Here is a 17,236-nt window from a genome sequence, read left to right on the forward strand (position 1 = left end):
ACTCCACTAGTTTACTAAAAACTCAAGGTATAACTTTGTACCCTTATGCTCATTACTATCGATCTTAATAACACCTTTATGTAAATCTACGATCTTTTTCACGATCGATAAACCCAGACCAGGTTTTCTTGATTTATCACCTGAGAAAGGATTATATATGTTTTCTTTCATATAATTCGGAATACCCCTGCCATTATCCACCAAAATGATATAAACTTTATCTTCAATTTTTGTTAATTCAATTTCAATCTCACCACTCTCTTCAAGTGATTCAACTGAGTTTCTAAATATATGAAGAAACATTTGTTGAAATAATTGAGGATCTGCCATCAATTCGACTGGGTAGTTAGGAAACTTCCGAACCAGGTTTATTTTTTTACCATCTTCATTGGTTTGAAATAAAACAGTCTCAATAATATCATTTAGCATCAATTTTAAGTTTAGCTTTCTTTTATTGGGAGTTATCGGGCGTGCAAGAAAAACCAAATTCCCGATAATCTTATCCATGTTCCCCACGGCTTCCAATATTTTTCTCACTAACCGTTGTCTAGGATCTCCATATCCTAAGTCTCTTTCAAGCAAAGCACCAAATCCGGCAATTGCACCCAATGGATTACGGATTTCATGCGCCACATCACCAGCCATTTCACCAAGTGCAGACAGTGTTTTTATCTGGTGAATTTCGTTCTCTAACTTACGAATCTCCGATAGATCTTCAAAAACTTCCACTACACCAATCTGATCTCCCTGGTCTGACTGTAAAAGGCACATACTGAAATTAACGGGAAGCACATTCCCATCTGATCTGGTAATGTTCTTTTGCTGATGAACAATTTGCTTACCGGATTTAACAATCTTTTCTGGGGAAAACTCTTTATTTTCAGGATCGAAAAAGCTGTGATAAGTTTTGTTAAGAACGCTAGATCTGGAGTAACCTGTCAATTCCTCTGCAGCGCAGTTAAACATTGTAATTTTGTTCTTAAGATCGATACAGATCACCCCTGCATTCATACTGGTCAATATATTATCAAGGTAATTTTTTAGTGAATCCGTCTCTTTAAGACTGGATTGCAGTTCTTTATTTTTCTCTTCTAACTCTAAATTCAATTTGGATACTTGTTCTTCGAGTTTCCCATAGGAAACTTGAAACTCATTAGTGGCATTGGTGAAATATTCTACAGCCTGCGTTAGTGAGTATATTTGTTCTATTTTTTGATTTTGTAATCCGGCGGAACTCATCGTACGGTTTTTCTCTCGACTCCATTTGGTTTCATCATAAATTTAACCGAGTTCAATTGGTTTGTTATTTCTTCAACATATTGATTCATAACAATCATAACGCCAGGATAAACTTTGTAGTTTGCCTGGATAAATGGCAATTCTTCGAAATCCGATCCCCCTGAGTTCGATTTCACCAAAGTGTTCTTTTCTTTTTCCAAAGCCCCAATTACGGTTTGAATTTGATCATATTCGTTTTTGAGTGCTTGCATTTCCGCAAGTTTTTGAGCATTCAAACCCTTTAAGCGTTGTTTAAGAACTGTGAGAAATGAAATATTATCTTTTATTTTGTTTAATTTCTTCGTTAAATCTTTGATTTTCTTACTTATTCTTTGGGCCTCCAACCATGCCTCAGTATCAATGGATAACCCCATTGCAATTCGAGTCTTAATATTTTTTGGGGTTCCGAGTTCGCGTGCGATGACTCCTCGCTCACTGTGAACTGCTCCACCAATAATTTGACCCTTGGGAATCTTTACGAATCCTTCAGCATCAATTTCACAATCCAAAACATATTTATTAAACTCTGCATCCCTTCCAACAGATATTTGCGCATGCTGAGCAAATTCAGCGGACAGATTATATTTTGCAGTTAAGTTTGCTTTATATTTCCCAAGTATCCCCCCTTTAATGACTATGTCACCCCCTTTAGATTTGATTGTAGCTCCCTCGACACTCCCATTGATTAAAATATTGCCATCGGTTTCTACGGTAAAACCCGTTTTTACATCACCATTTATTATCACTTCACCATTGTAATGGATATCCCCTGATGTAAAATCAACATCATGTGACAAAACATAGACACGCTCAATATTGATCAAACCGTCAGTTAAGTACAAGTGGCCGCTTATTTTTGAATAAAGGTCACAAGAATCCGGCGAAAAATAAGTATTTAATCCACCAGGTAGTTTTAGTGCATTGCCATCCTTGCAAGGGATAGGTTCATTAAATACATTTAAGCCTGGTTTGCCAGCTTTAGCAGAAATTAGATGTGCCAAGTGTTGATCTTCTTCAACACATTTAATCTCATTTGATCTATGGTAATCTACTTTTCCATCTTCTTTTATTAGCGGTTTAGCACTTTTATCGATATCCACCATATAAACAATTTGTGCATCTGTACCGTTTACCGGAGGCACCCCAGAAGAAATAATTTCATTAACAACAAGTTTCTTATTTTGAATGATCCTTTTGATTTCATCAATATTTGTTGGCATTCGAATCTTCAACTTATCCAATTTGTAATAGATATCGTTTTCAGTAATTGTTAGATCATTATCATTCGGAAATCTTACTGTTAAGAAGCAATGTAGCCCGTCTTCTGGTACGTGAACATGGATGTATTTATCTTTAAGTTTGTTATATTTTTGAAAGATTGGTCCAACCCTAATTGGTTCCGTACTTTTCATCGACAGGACATGATCAATTTTTTTGATATCCGCGTTGATCACCCCGGATTTTATGAGTTCGCCTTTGATTTCATCGATGGTTGCTGTCCCCCTAAAATCGGAGTTCATACTTAAATAAACACCATCATTTTTGAACTCAAATTTCAATTGTTTGATATAAAGATTTGCCATAATCTTACCCTACTCCAATCGCCATCATTTAATTCCTTCAAAATTCCGCATTAGTCTATTTGCTGACGGACTCTTATTTATTCTCTTCATAATCAAGCACAATCTGAGTTGATTTACCGCATGGGCAATTCACTTTAATAATTTTAATAAAATCACCTTCTCGTTGAATCTCAACTGTTGAATTCTCGGAATGAGAATTTTCTTTTATCACATTACTGGGGCTAGTTAGAGAAATAAAATTCGCTTTAATCAAGTTTTTACTTTTTCTATTCGGAACTATTTTTTTAATCGCTACTGTTTGAGCGGATAAGTCAATAAATTGATCTGATTTCATTTACTATGGATCCCATATCTCGATTTGAGTATTCCCATAATAGTATATGCAAAGCCTATACCAGAAAAACAAAAAGAGAATAATTTTTCTATTTATTAATTATTTGTCTACATTAAGCTTATTGAATTTCAATAAGTTTCCAAGTTTTTATGATGGTGACTATTTTGACAATTAATATAATTAGTTTATCGGCATAATTTGCCTATTATTCAATAAAACCGGCAACTTTTTTACCATTGGGTAAAAAACTACCATTTGAATAATTTTCTTAAAGGAGCAGAAGGTTGAAACCGGCAGTATTGGAGGCTACGAGCTTACTTAAATATGATAGATCAGGTTCGTTCGATGTGTATTTTTTGTTATTCTAAACAGCAAAATATTCTTGTAAACTTTTAACATTAAAATCAGATTGTTTTAAAGCGGTAATCCCTTCTACGACTGCGTTCGCAGCAGATAAAGTTGTGAAAGAAGAAATATTATAATCGATCCCTGCACGACTTAACGCGTATTCATCATACCTGGACTTTTTACCTAGCGGTGTATTAATAATCATCTGGACTTCGCCATTAATGATTCGATCCACGATATTGGGTCTACCCTCCCCTACCTTAAAAACAAATATTCCATTGATACCAGCTCGTTCTAAGGCCTTTAGAGTTCCGGATGTAGCATAAATTCCAAATCCTAGTTTTTGTAAGTCTTTTGAAATGGGTATTATCTTCTCTTTGTCATTATCATTTACGCTTATAAACACATTGCCAAATAGTGGCAAACCTGCCTGTGTTGCCATTTGAGCTTTAGCAAAAGCTTCTCCAAAGCTCTCCCCAAGTCCCATTACTTCTCCGGTCGATTTCATCTCTGGCCCTAAAAAAGAAGGTGTTCCCGAAAACTTATTAAAGGGAAAAACGACACATTTTACAGAATGATATTTGGCAATTGGGTCTTCTTTGATTTGTAGATCATCAAGAGTTTTACCGATTATTAGTTTTGCTGCGATTTTTGCCATTGGAAAATTTATTGATTTACTCACAAATGGAACTGTTCGAGATGCTCGGGGATTAACTTCGAGGACATAAATGAGACCATCCTTTATTGCAAACTGTAAATTCACCAAGCCAATCACATTTAAGGCGAGAGCTATTTTACGGGTTTGCTTCTTAATTTCAGCAATTTGATCATCGGTTATCCAATACGGTGGCATAACACACGAGCTATCACCTGAATGTATTCCGGCTTCTTCGATATGTTGCATAACCCCACCGATTATTACCTGGTTTCCATCACATAATGCCTCCACATCTACCTCAAAAGCATCTTCAAGAAACCGATCGATAAGAATCGGATGTTCTTTTGATATTTTGAGGGCATTTACCATATAAGTTTCAAGAGATTTTCGATCATAAACGATTTCCATTCCTCTGCCACCTAATACGTAGGATGGACGTATTAGTAATGGATAGCCAATCTCATTCGCAATTTTCAAAGCTTCCTTTGTTGTATTCGCTGTTCCATTTTCAGGTTGGCGGATTTCGAGTTTATTAAGCAAACAGCCAAATCGCTTTCTATCTTCGGCGAGGTCTATATTGTTTGGTGAAGTTCCCAATATCTTCACTCCTGCCTTTTCGAGCGGTATAGCCAACTTCAAAGGCATCTGCCCCCCAAATTGAACAATCACTCCATCCGGTTGTTCAAGCTCTACAATGTTCATTACATGCTCAAATGTTATGGGCTCAAAATAAAGGCGATCAGAAGTATCGTAGTCAGTACTTACAGTTTCTGGATTACAATTAACCATTATGGCTTCATACCCCTCTTCTTTCAAAGCTTGAACAGCGTGAACGGAGCAATAATCAAACTCGATTCCCTGTCCAATACGATTCGGACCACTCCCCAAAATAATTATTTTTTTTCGCTTACTCGGAATTGCTTCGTTTTCCTGATCATAAGTAGAATAGTAATAAGGAGTTTCAGCCACAAATTCAGCAGCACAAGTATCTACTGTTTTGAATGATGCCGTAACCCCTAAATCTTTCCGTAAATTGTATACAGTTGCTTCATCCACATCAAGTAAACCTGCCAGCTGAGCATCGGATATCCCGTTCTTCTTTACAGAACGTAATTGTTGTGGTGACACTTGATCAAGTTTTCCACGGTAGTTTGTTATCTCTTTTTCAATATCTATAATTTCATTAATTTGATTCAGAAACCAACGATCTATTCCTGTGATTGAGTATAATTCATCATATGAATATCCTAATCTTAAAGCCAAAGCTAAATAATATAATCTACGATCAGTCGGGTACTTGAGATTATTTACCAAAATCTCTCTAAGTTCTGTATTCTTTTCATTGGCATCTTCCAGTTCATCCATTGAACCATTAGAATCCCAGAGTAATAAATCGGTATCTAAAGAGCTAATAGCTTTGCCTAATGCTTCTTTAAAACTTCGACCAATAGACATCACTTCACCAACTGACTTCATTTGGGTACCAAGGGTCGTATCTACTCCTGGAAATTTTTCAAAATCCCAGCGTGGTATTTTAACTACCACATAATCCAGTGTGGGTTCAAAGCAAGCAGGCGTTTTTTTTGTAATGTCATTTGGAATCTCATCAAGGCTAAGCCCAACTGACAATTTGGCTGCAATTTTGGCAATAGGAAAACCGGTTGCTTTAGAAGCTAAAGCCGAGCTTCTCGAAACCCGTGGATTCATTTCAATGACTACCATTTTACCTGTATCCGGGTGAACAGCGAACTGGATGTTGGACCCTCCGGTTTCCACACCAATGGCACGAATAATATCAATTGATGCATTACGTAGTAATTGATATTCCTTATCTGTTAATGTTTGAGCTGGTGCTACAGTTATACTATCTCCAGTATGAATTCCCATTGGATCTAAGTTTTCTATAGAACAAATAATGACTACGTTATCCTTGCAATCACGCATCACTTCTAATTCAAATTCTTTCCATCCAATAACTGATTCTTCGATCAAAACTTCTGATATCGGACTATTATGAAGACCCCATGAAACTTGGTTTTCAAACTCTTTTTTATTGTAAACAACACTTCCTCCGGTACCTCCAAGAGTAAAAGAAGGGCGGATAATCATTGGAAATTGAATGATCTCGAGTAATTCATGAGCTTCATGAATTGATCGGGCAAATCCACCCAAAGGAGTTTCATAACCAATTTGTTCTATGACTTTTTTAAACAGCTCTCTGTCTTCAGCTTTTTGAATTGCATCCAATTTTGCACCAATTAACTCCACACCCATTTCATCTAAAAAACCACACTCTGCCAAATCCACAGCAATATTTAAACCTGTTTGGCCTCCCATAGTAGGTAGTAGTGCATCTGGTTTTTCTTTAAGAATTATTTTTTTGACAAAATCCGGAGTAATTGGTTCTATGTAGGTCCTATGAGCCAACTCCGGATCAGTCATAATAGTGGCAGGATTACTGTTTACTAAAACTACTTCATATCCTTCATCTCGTAAGGCTTTACATGCTTGAGTGCCTGAATAGTCAAATTCACAGGCTTGCCCAATTACTATTGGTCCGGATCCCACAATGAGTATCTTATTAATATCAGTTCGTTTAGGCATAAATAGGAGTGTGTTCTTTGTGCTGTTTAACCATGTCGTAAAATTGTCCGAATAAATATCGTGAATCATGAGGTCCCGGACCTGATTCAGGATGATATTGAACAGCAAAGAGCGGATATTTTAAATGCCGGAATCCTTCGAGGGTACCGTCATTAAGATTCAGATGAGTTACTTTGATTTCCAATTCATTGAAAGATTGAGAATCTATTGCGAATCCATGGTTTTGGGAAGTGATTTCCACTTTTCCAGTCTCTAAGTTTTTTACCGGATGATTTACACCATGATGACCAAATTTCATCTTAAAGGACTTGCCTTTCAATGCTATGCCAAGTAGTTGATGTCCAAGACATATACCCATGATAGGATATTTCCCTATTAGGCAAGAAATTGTCTCAATTGCATTCGTAATCGGTTCAGGATCACCTGGCCCATTGGATAAAAAAATCGCATCCGGATCAAAGGCTGAAAGCTCATCAAATGTTGTATTCGACGGGAAGACTGATATATCAAACCCGATCGTATATAAAACTCGAAGAATATTCCATTTTACCCCAAAATCCAAAACTGCAACACGATATCTTTTTGAATTCCGTTTTCTTAGGAATTGTTGAATTTCATAATTGTTAACTTCAGGTTCCCATTCATATCGAGAACGGGTACTTACAGTACTTACCAAGTTTCTGCCAATCATATCCGGTGCCATTTCAATTTTTTGGGCAAGTGATTTCGAATCAAAATCATAAGTTGAAATAATGCCCTTCATGGATCCTTCGTCTCTGAGCATTCTGGTAATGGCCCTGGTATCTACATCTTCGATTGCTACGATTTGATAACGTCGTAAGAAATCACTTAAACCTATTTGTCCGCGCCAACTTGAAAATAACTTTGAGGATTCGTATACTATTAAACCCTCTAAAAACGGGTTTCTTGACTCATAATCTTGAAGATTTATACCATAATTACCAATATGAGGATAGGTCATAGTAACAATTTGACCACAATAAGAAGGATCTGTTAATATTTCCTGGTATCCGGCCATTCCTGTATTAAATACCACTTCGCCAATAACTTCACCATGGTTTCCACAGGAAATCCCCTCAAAAATCCGTCCGTTTTCAAATTGTAGTATTGAATTCATTCTAAATAGAAAATATTTTTTTTACTAATAATAGGTGTTCTCAATATTTTCTTCAAGTAAATATTTATCAACATGCAAGGAACAATTAATTTCAAGAGATTTTGCTTGTTGAATCTATAAAATTAAGATTTAGCCTTGATTTGAAACGGCAATGATTGAGCGCATCTGGTCTTTTAATTCTTCGATAGATATACTTTGGGTTAAATCGATCTCAAAAATTTGATAGCGGCCGTTTCTATCAGAGTAGAAGGCAACTCTCTTTCCATCAGGTGAATAACTTGGAGACAGATCTTTTGCACTATCGTTTGTTAATCTTTTTAAATTCTCCGTTCGTAAGTCAAGTTCATAGATATCATAGTTATTTGTTACTCGACTAAAAAATACAACCTTATTTCCATCTGGCGAATATTTTGGCGCTCCGAAGTCCATGTTATGTGATGTAAGCCGAGATACACTACCCCCATCAATATTGGCATCGAATAATGAATAATTCACATCGCTATTGGCTGTAAATAGAAATCGATCTTTGTTTGACTGAACACATGGAAAGCTATAATCATAATCTTGAAGCATAAGTGATTGAGTTTGATTTAATTTTATGTTATGACTGAATATCTTGCTTCGATAATTTCCTTGTATTTCTCTATCGGATACGAATAATATAGTATTGCCACTTTGAGTAGGAGCTGGATTCCAGTCATCCGCCGGATGTACAATAATTGGATTTTCCGTTTTATCATTCAAGTTATAAGAATAAATATCTCTTTTACTTCCTGATTCATTTTGCTGTCTTGTAAATAATATAGTGTTGTTTTCAGCAAAGACCGGGGATTCATCATTCAGAGAATTTGTAATCAATTCAACAGCTTCTCCGGAATTGAGATCAACAATGTGTATATCCCAGTTTTGATTTTTGTTAGATTGCAAAACAATTCTTTTCCCGGATTTGTCATACATGGGATTAGCATTATCAAAATTTCCATAAGTTAATTGTTTAAGCAAGTATCTTAATCCTGTGGCTTCAGCAACCTTATCTAACCATTTTTCAGTGTTTTCTGCAGATAACAAAATCAGAAATTCTTCATATGCTGCTGTTATGTTATTTCTATTAAAATTTAATTCTCCCTTGAAATACCTGGCTTCTTGATAATTAGGGTTTATACCGAGGGCAGAATCTGCATAAGAGAGAGCCATCTCTTCATTCCCCCTTAAATAATATGACTGTGCTAATTCAAAATATGCTTCATAATTATCAGGATTATTGGATATCTCCTTATCCAATTTTATAAAGTTTTTGTCATCTATTCCATTATTTACTGTGGCGATTTCTTTGGATCCGGTACATCCAAATAGTATTAATATTGACAAAAAGCAAAGCAACTTTTTCATAAATCCTCCAACCGGTGATATCTAAAGATTATTCGGCTTTAATTGATCTTACTAATAATGAATTTGCACTCAAAAATTCTAAGCCTCTAAGATTATCGGCTAAACTTCCGATAAAATAATAGTTCGAGATATTTTTACATGCTATAAATGCAGTTTATTGTGATATCATGATAAAAAAACGACTAAGTGGACAAAAATAAGTCACTTATAATACTATTAAATAGAAAATCGATTATTGTTTGGAGCAAGGATTAGCCCGGTTAATTGTGGCACATTATTTGCACATAATATTTTGAGAGATTTATGAAAAAGCAAAACCATTCAGATAAATATATTTTGGAACCAGAATTGAAAAAAGATGAAATCAAAAATTCACAAGATAATCAAGACAAGAATAGAATTGAGATTGATACACAAGAAATAGATGAAGGTAAAGAAGAGCTAGAATTCAGCGCAAAGACAACTAATGCCATAGCCCCGGATAAAGTCAATTATCGCTCTTATAAAGTAAGCAAACGTATGAGTCAAAGAGAATAGAGGTAATTATGGATAATTTAATTCTAAAATTTCGATTATTCTACTTTCGAACAAGTTTTAGGAAATTGAGAAAACGGCTTATAGCTCACTTAAGTAAAAGCCAAATAAAAAGTTCCTCCATAAAATCACCATCTTTTTAGTAAATTCAAAGTTCGATTTTAATTCTATTTAACTGACTCAAGTTGAGTCAAATTTACTAATTGATATTTTGTTCGATACTTTCTGTCAATCAACCTTCCCAATTTTTGCGCTTCTTCATTTGAATCAAATTTCCCCACACAAACGACATAGTATTTTTTATTGCTAACGAATTTTATATAAATATCAGCGTCATAACCTTTATTTACTAAAAATTGTTTTTGGATACGAGCATTGTTGAGGGTAGAGAAAGCATCGGTTTGTACTGAATAAATAGCTTTGCGATTACTTTTTTTGTCCTCAGTTGAATTAGACTTATCATCATTTAATGTTAATTGGATAGTTTTATTTAGCTTTGAATGCGGGTACTTTTTCTGGAATTTCATTATAGTAGATTTAGCTGAATCTGCAGACCCTATTGCCAGCCAGCATCTTGAAACGTAATACAAACCACGTTCCCCATAGTCAGTCTTTGAATACTTTCTATCCAAAAACAAAAAAGTTTCTCGGGCTGAGTTATATAACCCTGTTGCAAATTTAAATAGCGCTATTCGCTCAATTATAGCTGGAATTTCCTTAGAATTAGGATTTTGTTGGACTATTTTTTTGAAACGGTCAACCGCATTTCCTCCTTCTTTATCAAAAAGAGCTTCGATGAATCTCATACCAACGTCGGAAGAGGTATCCAAATTCTTTTGATTCAGCCTGTTTTCCAATTCCTCAATTTCTTTTTCTTCATATAACCGCAACTCGGATTGTGCGAACAATTTCATATTAAAGGAGGATAATAAAAGAAATACACTAATTAATGTTAATAATTTCAATCTCAAAATACTTCTCTCAAATAATAATCTTCCCAATTAAATTAATTAAACTTGATCTATTCATAAACCTTATCACTGTCATCCAGTAGGGATCTATTTTACAACTAATTTATACTTACGATTTTACTATTTCCTTTTTATGGAAATAGATTCATCCTGAATGACAATTAGGAAATTTTAAGCTTAAAACTATAATTCATGAATTATCCAGGTTAACTATTTGTTATTATTTTATTTAGTTCAATTTGTTGTTGTTTATATGTTAAAGATTATCCTGTATATCCTGTCTAAGACCTATTTTCCAAATACCAATCAACCAATTTTCTCGCAATCCCAGCCCTGGAGGGTAGATTCGGCAATTTCTCTTTCGCATACCAACCGGCATCTTCTATCTCATTTTGATCGATGGAAATTTCACCGCTTGCATAATCGGCAATGAAGGCAATCATTAGAGTGTGGGGATAAGGCCAGGGTTGATTGCCAAAATACCTGATCTTCTCTACTTCAATATTCACTTCTTCCCGAACCTCTCTTTTCACACATTCTTCAAGGGTTTCGCCCGGTTCCACAAATCCTGCGATAACACTATACCAGCCGGGTTTCCAATGGGGAGAACGGGCGAGGAGGACTTCTTTTCCTTTGATCACAGCAACGATAATACAAGGTGAAACAGCAGGATAATCCACTAATTTACACTTCGGACAAACTTTGACTCGTTCATCGGACTTGGTTTCCATCGGCGCGCCACATCGACCACAATACTGGTGGTTTTGATCCCAGGTCACAATTTGAGCAGCAAGCCCCGCAACAGCATACAGCTCTTCACTTAAAAGTTCGAATAATCCTCTTAATGCCCTCAGTACCAGTCCACTAAGGAAAACCTGATTATCCGCCAATTCACCCGAGTAGCAATGCGTTTCATCCAGGGTTCCAAGGTACTGATGCCTGACAACATTTAGATTTAATTTCGATAGATGCCGAGCACACGGAATGGCAATGATATCGTTTTTGAAATTTACCAATAATTTGTTGTTATTAAAAAGAAACCACAGGGAAGGGTTTGTATTAACGATTGGCGGTGTGATTGCTGGATTAAAAGGCATAGATAAAGATTATCGAATTGATTTGCGTTAACTTTACGGATTCTTAATTTGAAAAAGCCCTATTCTACTCAATGAAAGAATTTAAGCAGCAGCATCAGTTTTGTGAAGCATTTTCATGATAAGTTTTAGGGCAGCATAATAACTGTCGGCTCCAAAGCCGGCAATGATACCCCGGCATGCAGGAGCAAGAACAGATTTGCGCCGCCAATGTTCGCGGCTGTGAATGTTAGAAAGATGCACTTCTATAGTGGGTTTGGCAATGGCAACAATCGCATCATGAAGAGAATATCCGTAGTGGGTTAATGCGCCTGCGTTGATGAGGATACCATCGCTGGATTTACCGAATTCATGCAGGCAATCAACCATTTGACCTTCATAATTGGATTGGAAACAGCGAACTTCAGTACTGTGCTCCTTGCCCAAACGAATGAGTTCCTGGTTGATTTCTTCGAGTGTTGTATGCCCGTAAACTTCAGGCTCTCTTTCGCCGAGGAGATTTAGGTTTGGGCCATGAAGAACAAGTATATGTAGGGTGTTTTCTGGCAATGTGTTGTCCAATTGTTATTGAAGCTATCTAATCATTTTCAAGCCATTGTAAAATGACGGTTTTTAATCCAGGAATATCATTTTGAACGATTTCCCAAATTTGTTCTAAGTCTAAACCCAAGTAATTATGAACCAAAACATTTCGGAAAGCGGAAAGTTCACTGCCAATTTATTTCAGGAACGTGTCTTTCAAAAAATCTGAAAGTTTTTGAGTTGCCTCTGACATAGTTTTAAGGTTTCGAATAACTGCATCCTGAATTGTATGGGACTTCAAAAACACTTTCTTTCCACCGGTAGTGTTTTCTTCTATTCGGCTTATGCTTTAATGAATATGATTAATATAAAGAAAATCAGATTTCATAAGAGTATTGCTTCATGCAAGACATTATCTTTACAAAAAGGATTTAGAGCTCTTTCAGTTACTATTTCAACATGTTTGCCGAGGAGTTCTTCCAAATCCAAGATAAGGCCAGCAGGAAACCAAGGGCTGGTTTTTGATTCTGTGTCAATCAAAAAATCAATATCACTACCTGGTCTAGATTCGCCTCTAACGATTGATCCAAAAATTCGGATATTAATCGCTCCGTGTTTTGACGCGATATTTAGAATTTCTTCTTTCTTAATTCTAATCTGATTGAGTTCATCCATAAATAACGCTCTTTTTAATGACCCTTAATAGTAAGATTTCTAGTCCGCAAACGCAAGCAGAAGCTCTGCATCTGAATGAATGGGCAAAAGCCGTGTCTTGCCGATTTCCGTCGGAATCACAAATTGCAAAACATCCTGGGACCGTTTTTTATCCAGCTTAACTCTTGCCAGAATTTTATCGACCGGGTAATTCGGCATGACCACCGGCAACCGGGCAGATTTTAACAAAGTTGTCAATCTCTCGAGTACGCCAGGTTCACAAAACCCTCTCCTTATTGCCAGCTTGGTGGCAAGTACCATTCCCACAGCGACTGCCTCGCCATGGCGCAAATCAAACTCACTGACTGATTCTAATGCATGGCCCAAGGTATGCCCTAAATTCAACAATGCTCGCCGGCCGCTTTTGTCCAGTAGATCTTCGGCAACAATCGCCAGTTTGATTTTTGCCGACCATTCAACGGCCTGTAACAAAACATCCAATCGCCTTTGCTGAATTTGGTCCAGGTTTTTTTCTAAGAACTCGAAAAACTCAGCATCTGCAATTACCGCTGCTTTAATCATTTCCGCAAGCCCACAGCTAAATTCCTGTTGAGAAAGTGTAAGAAGAAAGAGAGGGTCAAGCAGAGTGTGGTTTGCAGGATAGAATGTTCCCACCATATTTTTGTTGGTCACAATATTGATCCCGGTTTTGCCGCCTATGGCTGCATCGATTTGTGCCAACAAAGTAGTCGGAATTTGAATCAAACGGATTCCTCGCAGGATTGTCGATGCAATGAAACCACCGACATCTCCCAGGACACCACCGCCTAAAACCACCACCGCACTGCTGCGCTGGACGCCTTGATCAATCAGCTGTTCCCAGAGTGAAAAAATCACATCACTGGATTTGGTTTCCTCATTTCCCGGTAGCGAAATTGTGATAAATTTGTACTTGTTTTTAGTGAGCTCATTCAGCTTTTGCGGCCACCAACTTCCCACTAGGTGCCAAATAGCAGTATCAGCCAGAATGAAAATCGGCGATGAAATCTGATTTTCAGTAAGTAGGTCTGGTAAACTTGAAATCAGATTGAGGCCGGAGTGAACCTTAAAATCACCGTCATACAAACAGTTATGGGTGCTTACAATATGAACCAGAATTTCTAGTGCCACCTGGTAGGGATTTTTATCATCCGTGTTTATTTGTAGCTGCAAACTTTCGTATATCGATTTTCTTTCCTGGTAGATTTTGTTCAAATGGATTTCAGGATTTATGCCAAGCAGGGGCCGTGTTTCCGTTTGATTTAGCCTGTCCAAAAGTGTTTCGACTGATGCCTGCAGATGAACGACAAGTGTATTTTCGCATAAATTCTCACGATTTTTTTCTAGCATCAACATCCCACCACCGGTAGCAAATACGCTATTTTGCCTGGTTTTTAGATCTTCGGCCAACTGGCTTTCCAGGGATCGAAAATGTTCTTCCCCTTCATTCGCAAAAATCTCAGTGATCGGTTTCCCGGCTTTTTTTTCAATCATAGCATCGGTATCAATCAACTCCCAGCCTAGATAGCCGGCAAGCAATTTTCCGATGGTTGATTTGCCGGAGCCCATCATGCCGGCCAGGACAATTCTGGGGTGAAAAAAGGATTCTTGGGGTAGGCGCTGAATATTCATTGTTTAAAGTATTCGTGTCATCCTGATTTGTCAGACTGGCAGAGAAGCGATCTCATTCGGATAGAGGAGGAGATTGCTTTGTCGTCACTCAATTAGTTTTATAGTGAAACAAATTAAGATGTTGGACTCCTACCAATGACACCGACCTTATATATTATCAAATAATTCAATTTGATAAAATTTAGCATACTTCAGTGTAGATTACAGACTCAATCTATTTTTCAGCAATACAATACAAATATTTCCGGCCGCGCAGGTATATTTCATTATCGACGATTGCCATAGACGCATCGACGTCGTCGTCCAGTGAATTACTGGCCAGAACCTCGAATGTGGCGCCGTGTTTAATCACAAGGGTTTTACCATCGCGACTGGTTATGTACACTCGATCTTTTGCTGCCACCGGTGAGGCATAAACATTTCGAATGCCGTCCAAACGTTGCCGGCTGTAATAAGTTTCGCCGGTTTTTGCATTGAGACTTGTGAGAACACCGGAATTTCCCTTAAGGATATAAATCGTGTTTTTATACAGAAGAGGTGAGGGCACATAGGGTGTGTCTTGATCGTACTGCCAGACAATCGCCTCGGATCCTTTAATGTTTCCTTTTGCATCATCCAGGCGGATTGCTTGGAGAGCGCTGCCGCGAAATCCACTGGTGACATAAACCATGCCGTCGGCGGCAACCGGCGAGGGAATGGCATTTAACGTCATTCCGCTGCTCTGCCAAATTAATTCTCCATTCGAAATATCATAACTTCGCACCTTGCCGGTTGCGCTGGTTATAACTTGTCCTTTGCCGTTATGTTCGACAGCCAAAGGAGTGGTCCACGAAGTAATTTCATCGCGGTTGACCTTCCAAATTTCATCTCCATTATTTTTGTCGAGCGCTGTAATAAAGGATTTGCCTTCATGATCCCAATTAATAATGATCTTATTGCCATAGAGCGCGGGAGAACTGCCTTCTCCGAAAGCTCTTCTTTTGTTCATGTCTCCCAGATCTTTTTTCCATTTCAGGTTTCCCTGCATATCATAACAATACAAACCCCTTGAGCCAAAATATACGTAGAGATTTTCTCCATCTGTAATGGCAGAATTGGACGCCCAGGTACCGGTGGCATGGGTCCCTTCATGGGGAAATTCTTCTATGGCGGTTTTTTCCCATGCGATTTTTCCGTCACTTCGGTTGATCGCAAGGATGCTGAATTTTAGAACCTGGTCCGGCCGAATTCCTCTCCTTCTGCCGCCGGAAGCTTGCCCTTCGCTGTTTTTTGTGTTAATCGCCGTCGTGATAAAAACGAGGTCCTTCCAGACAATTGGAGAGGATATTCCTAATCCCGCTATCGGGATTTTCCATTTGATATTTTTTTCTTCGCTCCACTGCAAGGGAGGATTTCCAAGCGGGGATTCACCTGTAGCTAACGGTCCGCGCCATTGCGGCCAATATTTTTCATCATCGTCAATTGGATTGGATTTCCACGATATAGATGAAAAAATCAATACGATGGGCAAAAGTAAAATACTCTTCTTCATGAGAATTCTCCTGATAATATGAATTTGCATAGAGTCAGTTTAAAACTTTGAGAAAAATAAATATAAAGATGTAATTGAATACAAACCATTTTTTAACTGAAATATATTCCCAAGTATACAAATAAATAGCCATTCCGATTCATGTGCTGAGAGAAAATTCTAGTTTGAACCGCTAGCAGTCCCACAAACGAATTTAAAAGTCATTGATTTGAATAATAGAAAAAATTATGTTGAAAGTTGCAAATATTCTGGAGTACCTGGAGTGATAAATAAAAAAACTGGAAAGAAGCAAAGTTCGCCAGAAAATTAAATTGAGTTTTTAAAATGGAGTGAAAATCATGGTAAAAAAAATAAAATGGGTCGAAAGAAAATTTGAATTCCACGATCCAGTCGGAGTCTTCCCCTGTATTTTATCACGCCTGCAGGGAACCCCGGTTCGGATAGGCGAAATCACCCGTAATTTACCGCCGGGCATTCTGGTAATCAGAGCGGCTGACAGTTGGTCGATTCAGGAAAATGTCGGCCACTTGCTGGATCTGGAAGAACTGGGTGAAAAAAGATTGGCCGATTTTTTGTCAAATGCAGATGTCCTCACTCCCGCGGATATGACAAATGCAAAAACCCACGGTGGGAATCATAACTCTGGTTCTATGAAGGATCTCCTGCAAAAGTTCAAGGATGCCCGGCAAGCCCTGGTTTCCAAACTGGCAGACCTTAGCGAAGAACAAGTGGCTATCTCTATTTTACATCCTCGCATCAATAAACCCATGCGTATCATCGATTGGGCGTTTTTTATGGCAGAGCATGATGACAACCATATAGCGAGAATTATTGAATTAGCGAAGACTTTGCAAAGAGGGTAATAATACTTCTTTATGCGAGCGTCCCCGGCAACCGATAGTTTCAGCGTCGTATTTTTCTTACTCT

General features: G+C 37.6%; 15 protein-coding genes. 2 read left to right on the plus strand and 13 right to left on the minus strand.

The genetic code is table 11. From position 1 onward, the window contains the following. Positions 1-6: 6 nt before the first annotated feature. From IIC38_08330 to IIC38_08355, 6 genes are all read right to left on the minus strand, one after another. The gene (locus IIC38_08330; protein MCH8125952.1) at positions 7-1,239 is read right to left on the minus strand and encodes a PAS domain S-box protein; all 1,233 of its coding nucleotides are present in this window, start codon (positions 1,237-1,239) and stop codon (positions 7-9) included. Next, positions 1,236-2,861 carry a DUF342 domain-containing protein gene (locus IIC38_08335; GenBank protein MCH8125953.1) on the minus strand — a complete coding sequence of 542 codons (1,626 nt, stop codon included), beginning with the start codon at positions 2,859-2,861 and terminating at the stop codon, positions 1,236-1,238. The genes IIC38_08330 and IIC38_08335 overlap by 4 nt, the downstream gene beginning before the upstream one ends. A 73-nt stretch (positions 2,862-2,934) precedes the next feature. Next, on the minus strand, positions 2,935-3,195 hold the full coding sequence (locus IIC38_08340) for a hypothetical protein (protein ID MCH8125954.1): 261 nt from the start codon (positions 3,193-3,195) through the stop codon (positions 2,935-2,937). A 364-nt stretch (positions 3,196-3,559) separates the two neighbouring features. Beyond that, positions 3,560-6,805: a carbamoyl-phosphate synthase large subunit gene (gene carB, locus IIC38_08345; GenBank protein ID MCH8125955.1), complete on the minus strand. Its 3,246-nt coding sequence runs from the start codon at positions 6,803-6,805 to the stop codon at positions 3,560-3,562. Further along, the gene (gene carA / locus IIC38_08350; GenBank protein ID MCH8125956.1) at positions 6,798-7,943 is read right to left on the minus strand and encodes a glutamine-hydrolyzing carbamoyl-phosphate synthase small subunit; all 1,146 of its coding nucleotides are present in this window, start codon (positions 7,941-7,943) and stop codon (positions 6,798-6,800) included. Before carA ends, carB begins: the two co-directional genes overlap by 8 nt. A 129-nt stretch (positions 7,944-8,072) precedes the next feature. Beyond that, positions 8,073-9,332 (minus strand): PD40 domain-containing protein, encoded by a 1,260-nt coding sequence (locus IIC38_08355; GenBank protein ID MCH8125957.1) that lies wholly within the window; start codon positions 9,330-9,332, stop codon positions 8,073-8,075. Between the two features lie 303 nt (positions 9,333-9,635). Here IIC38_08355 and IIC38_08360 point away from each other — a divergent pair, with 303 nt between their 5' ends. Further along, on the plus strand, positions 9,636-9,869 hold the full coding sequence (locus tag IIC38_08360) for a hypothetical protein (GenBank protein MCH8125958.1): 234 nt from the start codon (positions 9,636-9,638) through the stop codon (positions 9,867-9,869). 164 nt (positions 9,870-10,033) lie between these two features. Here IIC38_08360 and IIC38_08365 read toward each other — a convergent pair whose 3' ends face one another. The 7 genes from IIC38_08365 to IIC38_08395 all read right to left on the minus strand — a co-directional run bounded on the left by IIC38_08365 (position 10,034) and on the right by IIC38_08395 (position 16,309). Further along, positions 10,034-10,831 (minus strand): SPOR domain-containing protein, encoded by a 798-nt coding sequence (locus IIC38_08365; GenBank protein MCH8125959.1) that lies wholly within the window; start codon positions 10,829-10,831, stop codon positions 10,034-10,036. Between the two features lie 287 nt (positions 10,832-11,118). Beyond that, positions 11,119-11,934 carry an NAD(+) diphosphatase gene (gene nudC / locus IIC38_08370; GenBank protein ID MCH8125960.1) on the minus strand — a complete coding sequence of 272 codons (816 nt, stop codon included), beginning with the start codon at positions 11,932-11,934 and terminating at the stop codon, positions 11,119-11,121. A gap of 81 nt (positions 11,935-12,015) precedes the next feature. Beyond that, on the minus strand, positions 12,016-12,480 hold the full coding sequence (gene aroQ / locus IIC38_08375; GenBank protein ID MCH8125961.1) for a type II 3-dehydroquinate dehydratase: 465 nt from the start codon (positions 12,478-12,480) through the stop codon (positions 12,016-12,018). Positions 12,481-12,508: 28 nt separating this feature from the next. Continuing rightward, on the minus strand, positions 12,509-12,616 hold the full coding sequence (locus IIC38_08380) for a DUF86 domain-containing protein (protein MCH8125962.1): 108 nt from the start codon (positions 12,614-12,616) through the stop codon (positions 12,509-12,511). Positions 12,617-12,837: 221 nt separating this feature from the next. Next, positions 12,838-13,128, minus strand: a complete 291-nt coding sequence (locus IIC38_08385; protein ID MCH8125963.1) for a nucleotidyltransferase domain-containing protein — start codon at positions 13,126-13,128, stop codon at positions 12,838-12,840. Positions 13,129-13,167: 39 nt separating this feature from the next. Then, positions 13,168-14,778: a 3-dehydroquinate synthase gene (gene aroB / locus IIC38_08390; protein ID MCH8125964.1), complete on the minus strand. Its 1,611-nt coding sequence runs from the start codon at positions 14,776-14,778 to the stop codon at positions 13,168-13,170. Positions 14,779-14,992: 214 nt separating this feature from the next. After that, positions 14,993-16,309, minus strand: coding sequence for a PQQ-like beta-propeller repeat protein (locus tag IIC38_08395; GenBank protein MCH8125965.1), 1,317 nt, complete (start codon positions 16,307-16,309; stop codon positions 14,993-14,995). Between the two features lie 338 nt (positions 16,310-16,647). On the opposite strand from IIC38_08395, the gene IIC38_08400 reads away from it, so the two are divergent. Next, complete coding sequence (locus tag IIC38_08400; GenBank protein ID MCH8125966.1) at positions 16,648-17,172, plus strand: DinB family protein; 525 nt, start codon at positions 16,648-16,650, stop codon at positions 17,170-17,172. The last annotated feature ends 64 nt before the right edge of the window (positions 17,173-17,236 follow it).

The organism is candidate division KSB1 bacterium (genome assembly GCA_022566355.1).
GTDB lineage: Bacteria > Zhuqueibacterota > JdFR-76 > JdFR-76 > DREG01 > JADFJB01.

Bases quoted from the DNA above. Each gene is read 5' to 3' on its own strand.
- nudC (MCH8125960.1), bottom strand. From the start codon at position 11,934: ATGCCTTTTAATCCAGCAATCACACCGCCAATCGTTAATACAAACCCT.
- IIC38_08355 (MCH8125957.1), bottom strand. From the start codon at position 9,332: ATGAAAAAGTTGCTTTGCTTTTTGTCAATATTAATACTATTTGGATGT.
- aroB (MCH8125964.1), bottom strand. From the start codon at position 14,778: ATGAATATTCAGCGCCTACCCCAAGAATCCTTTTTTCACCCCAGAATT.
- IIC38_08385 (MCH8125963.1), bottom strand. From the start codon at position 13,128: ATGGATGAACTCAATCAGATTAGAATTAAGAAAGAAGAAATTCTAAAT.
- carA (MCH8125956.1), bottom strand. From the start codon at position 7,943: ATGAATTCAATACTACAATTTGAAAACGGACGGATTTTTGAGGGGATT.
- IIC38_08330 (MCH8125952.1), bottom strand. From the start codon at position 1,239: ATGAGTTCCGCCGGATTACAAAATCAAAAAATAGAACAAATATACTCA.
- IIC38_08360 (MCH8125958.1), top strand. From the start codon at position 9,636: ATGAAAAAGCAAAACCATTCAGATAAATATATTTTGGAACCAGAATTG.
- IIC38_08335 (MCH8125953.1), bottom strand. From the start codon at position 2,861: ATGGCAAATCTTTATATCAAACAATTGAAATTTGAGTTCAAAAATGAT.
- IIC38_08395 (MCH8125965.1), bottom strand. From the start codon at position 16,309: ATGAAGAAGAGTATTTTACTTTTGCCCATCGTATTGATTTTTTCATCT.
- IIC38_08400 (MCH8125966.1), top strand. From the start codon at position 16,648: ATGGTAAAAAAAATAAAATGGGTCGAAAGAAAATTTGAATTCCACGAT.
- IIC38_08340 (MCH8125954.1), bottom strand. From the start codon at position 3,195: ATGAAATCAGATCAATTTATTGACTTATCCGCTCAAACAGTAGCGATT.
- carB (MCH8125955.1), bottom strand. From the start codon at position 6,805: ATGCCTAAACGAACTGATATTAATAAGATACTCATTGTGGGATCCGGA.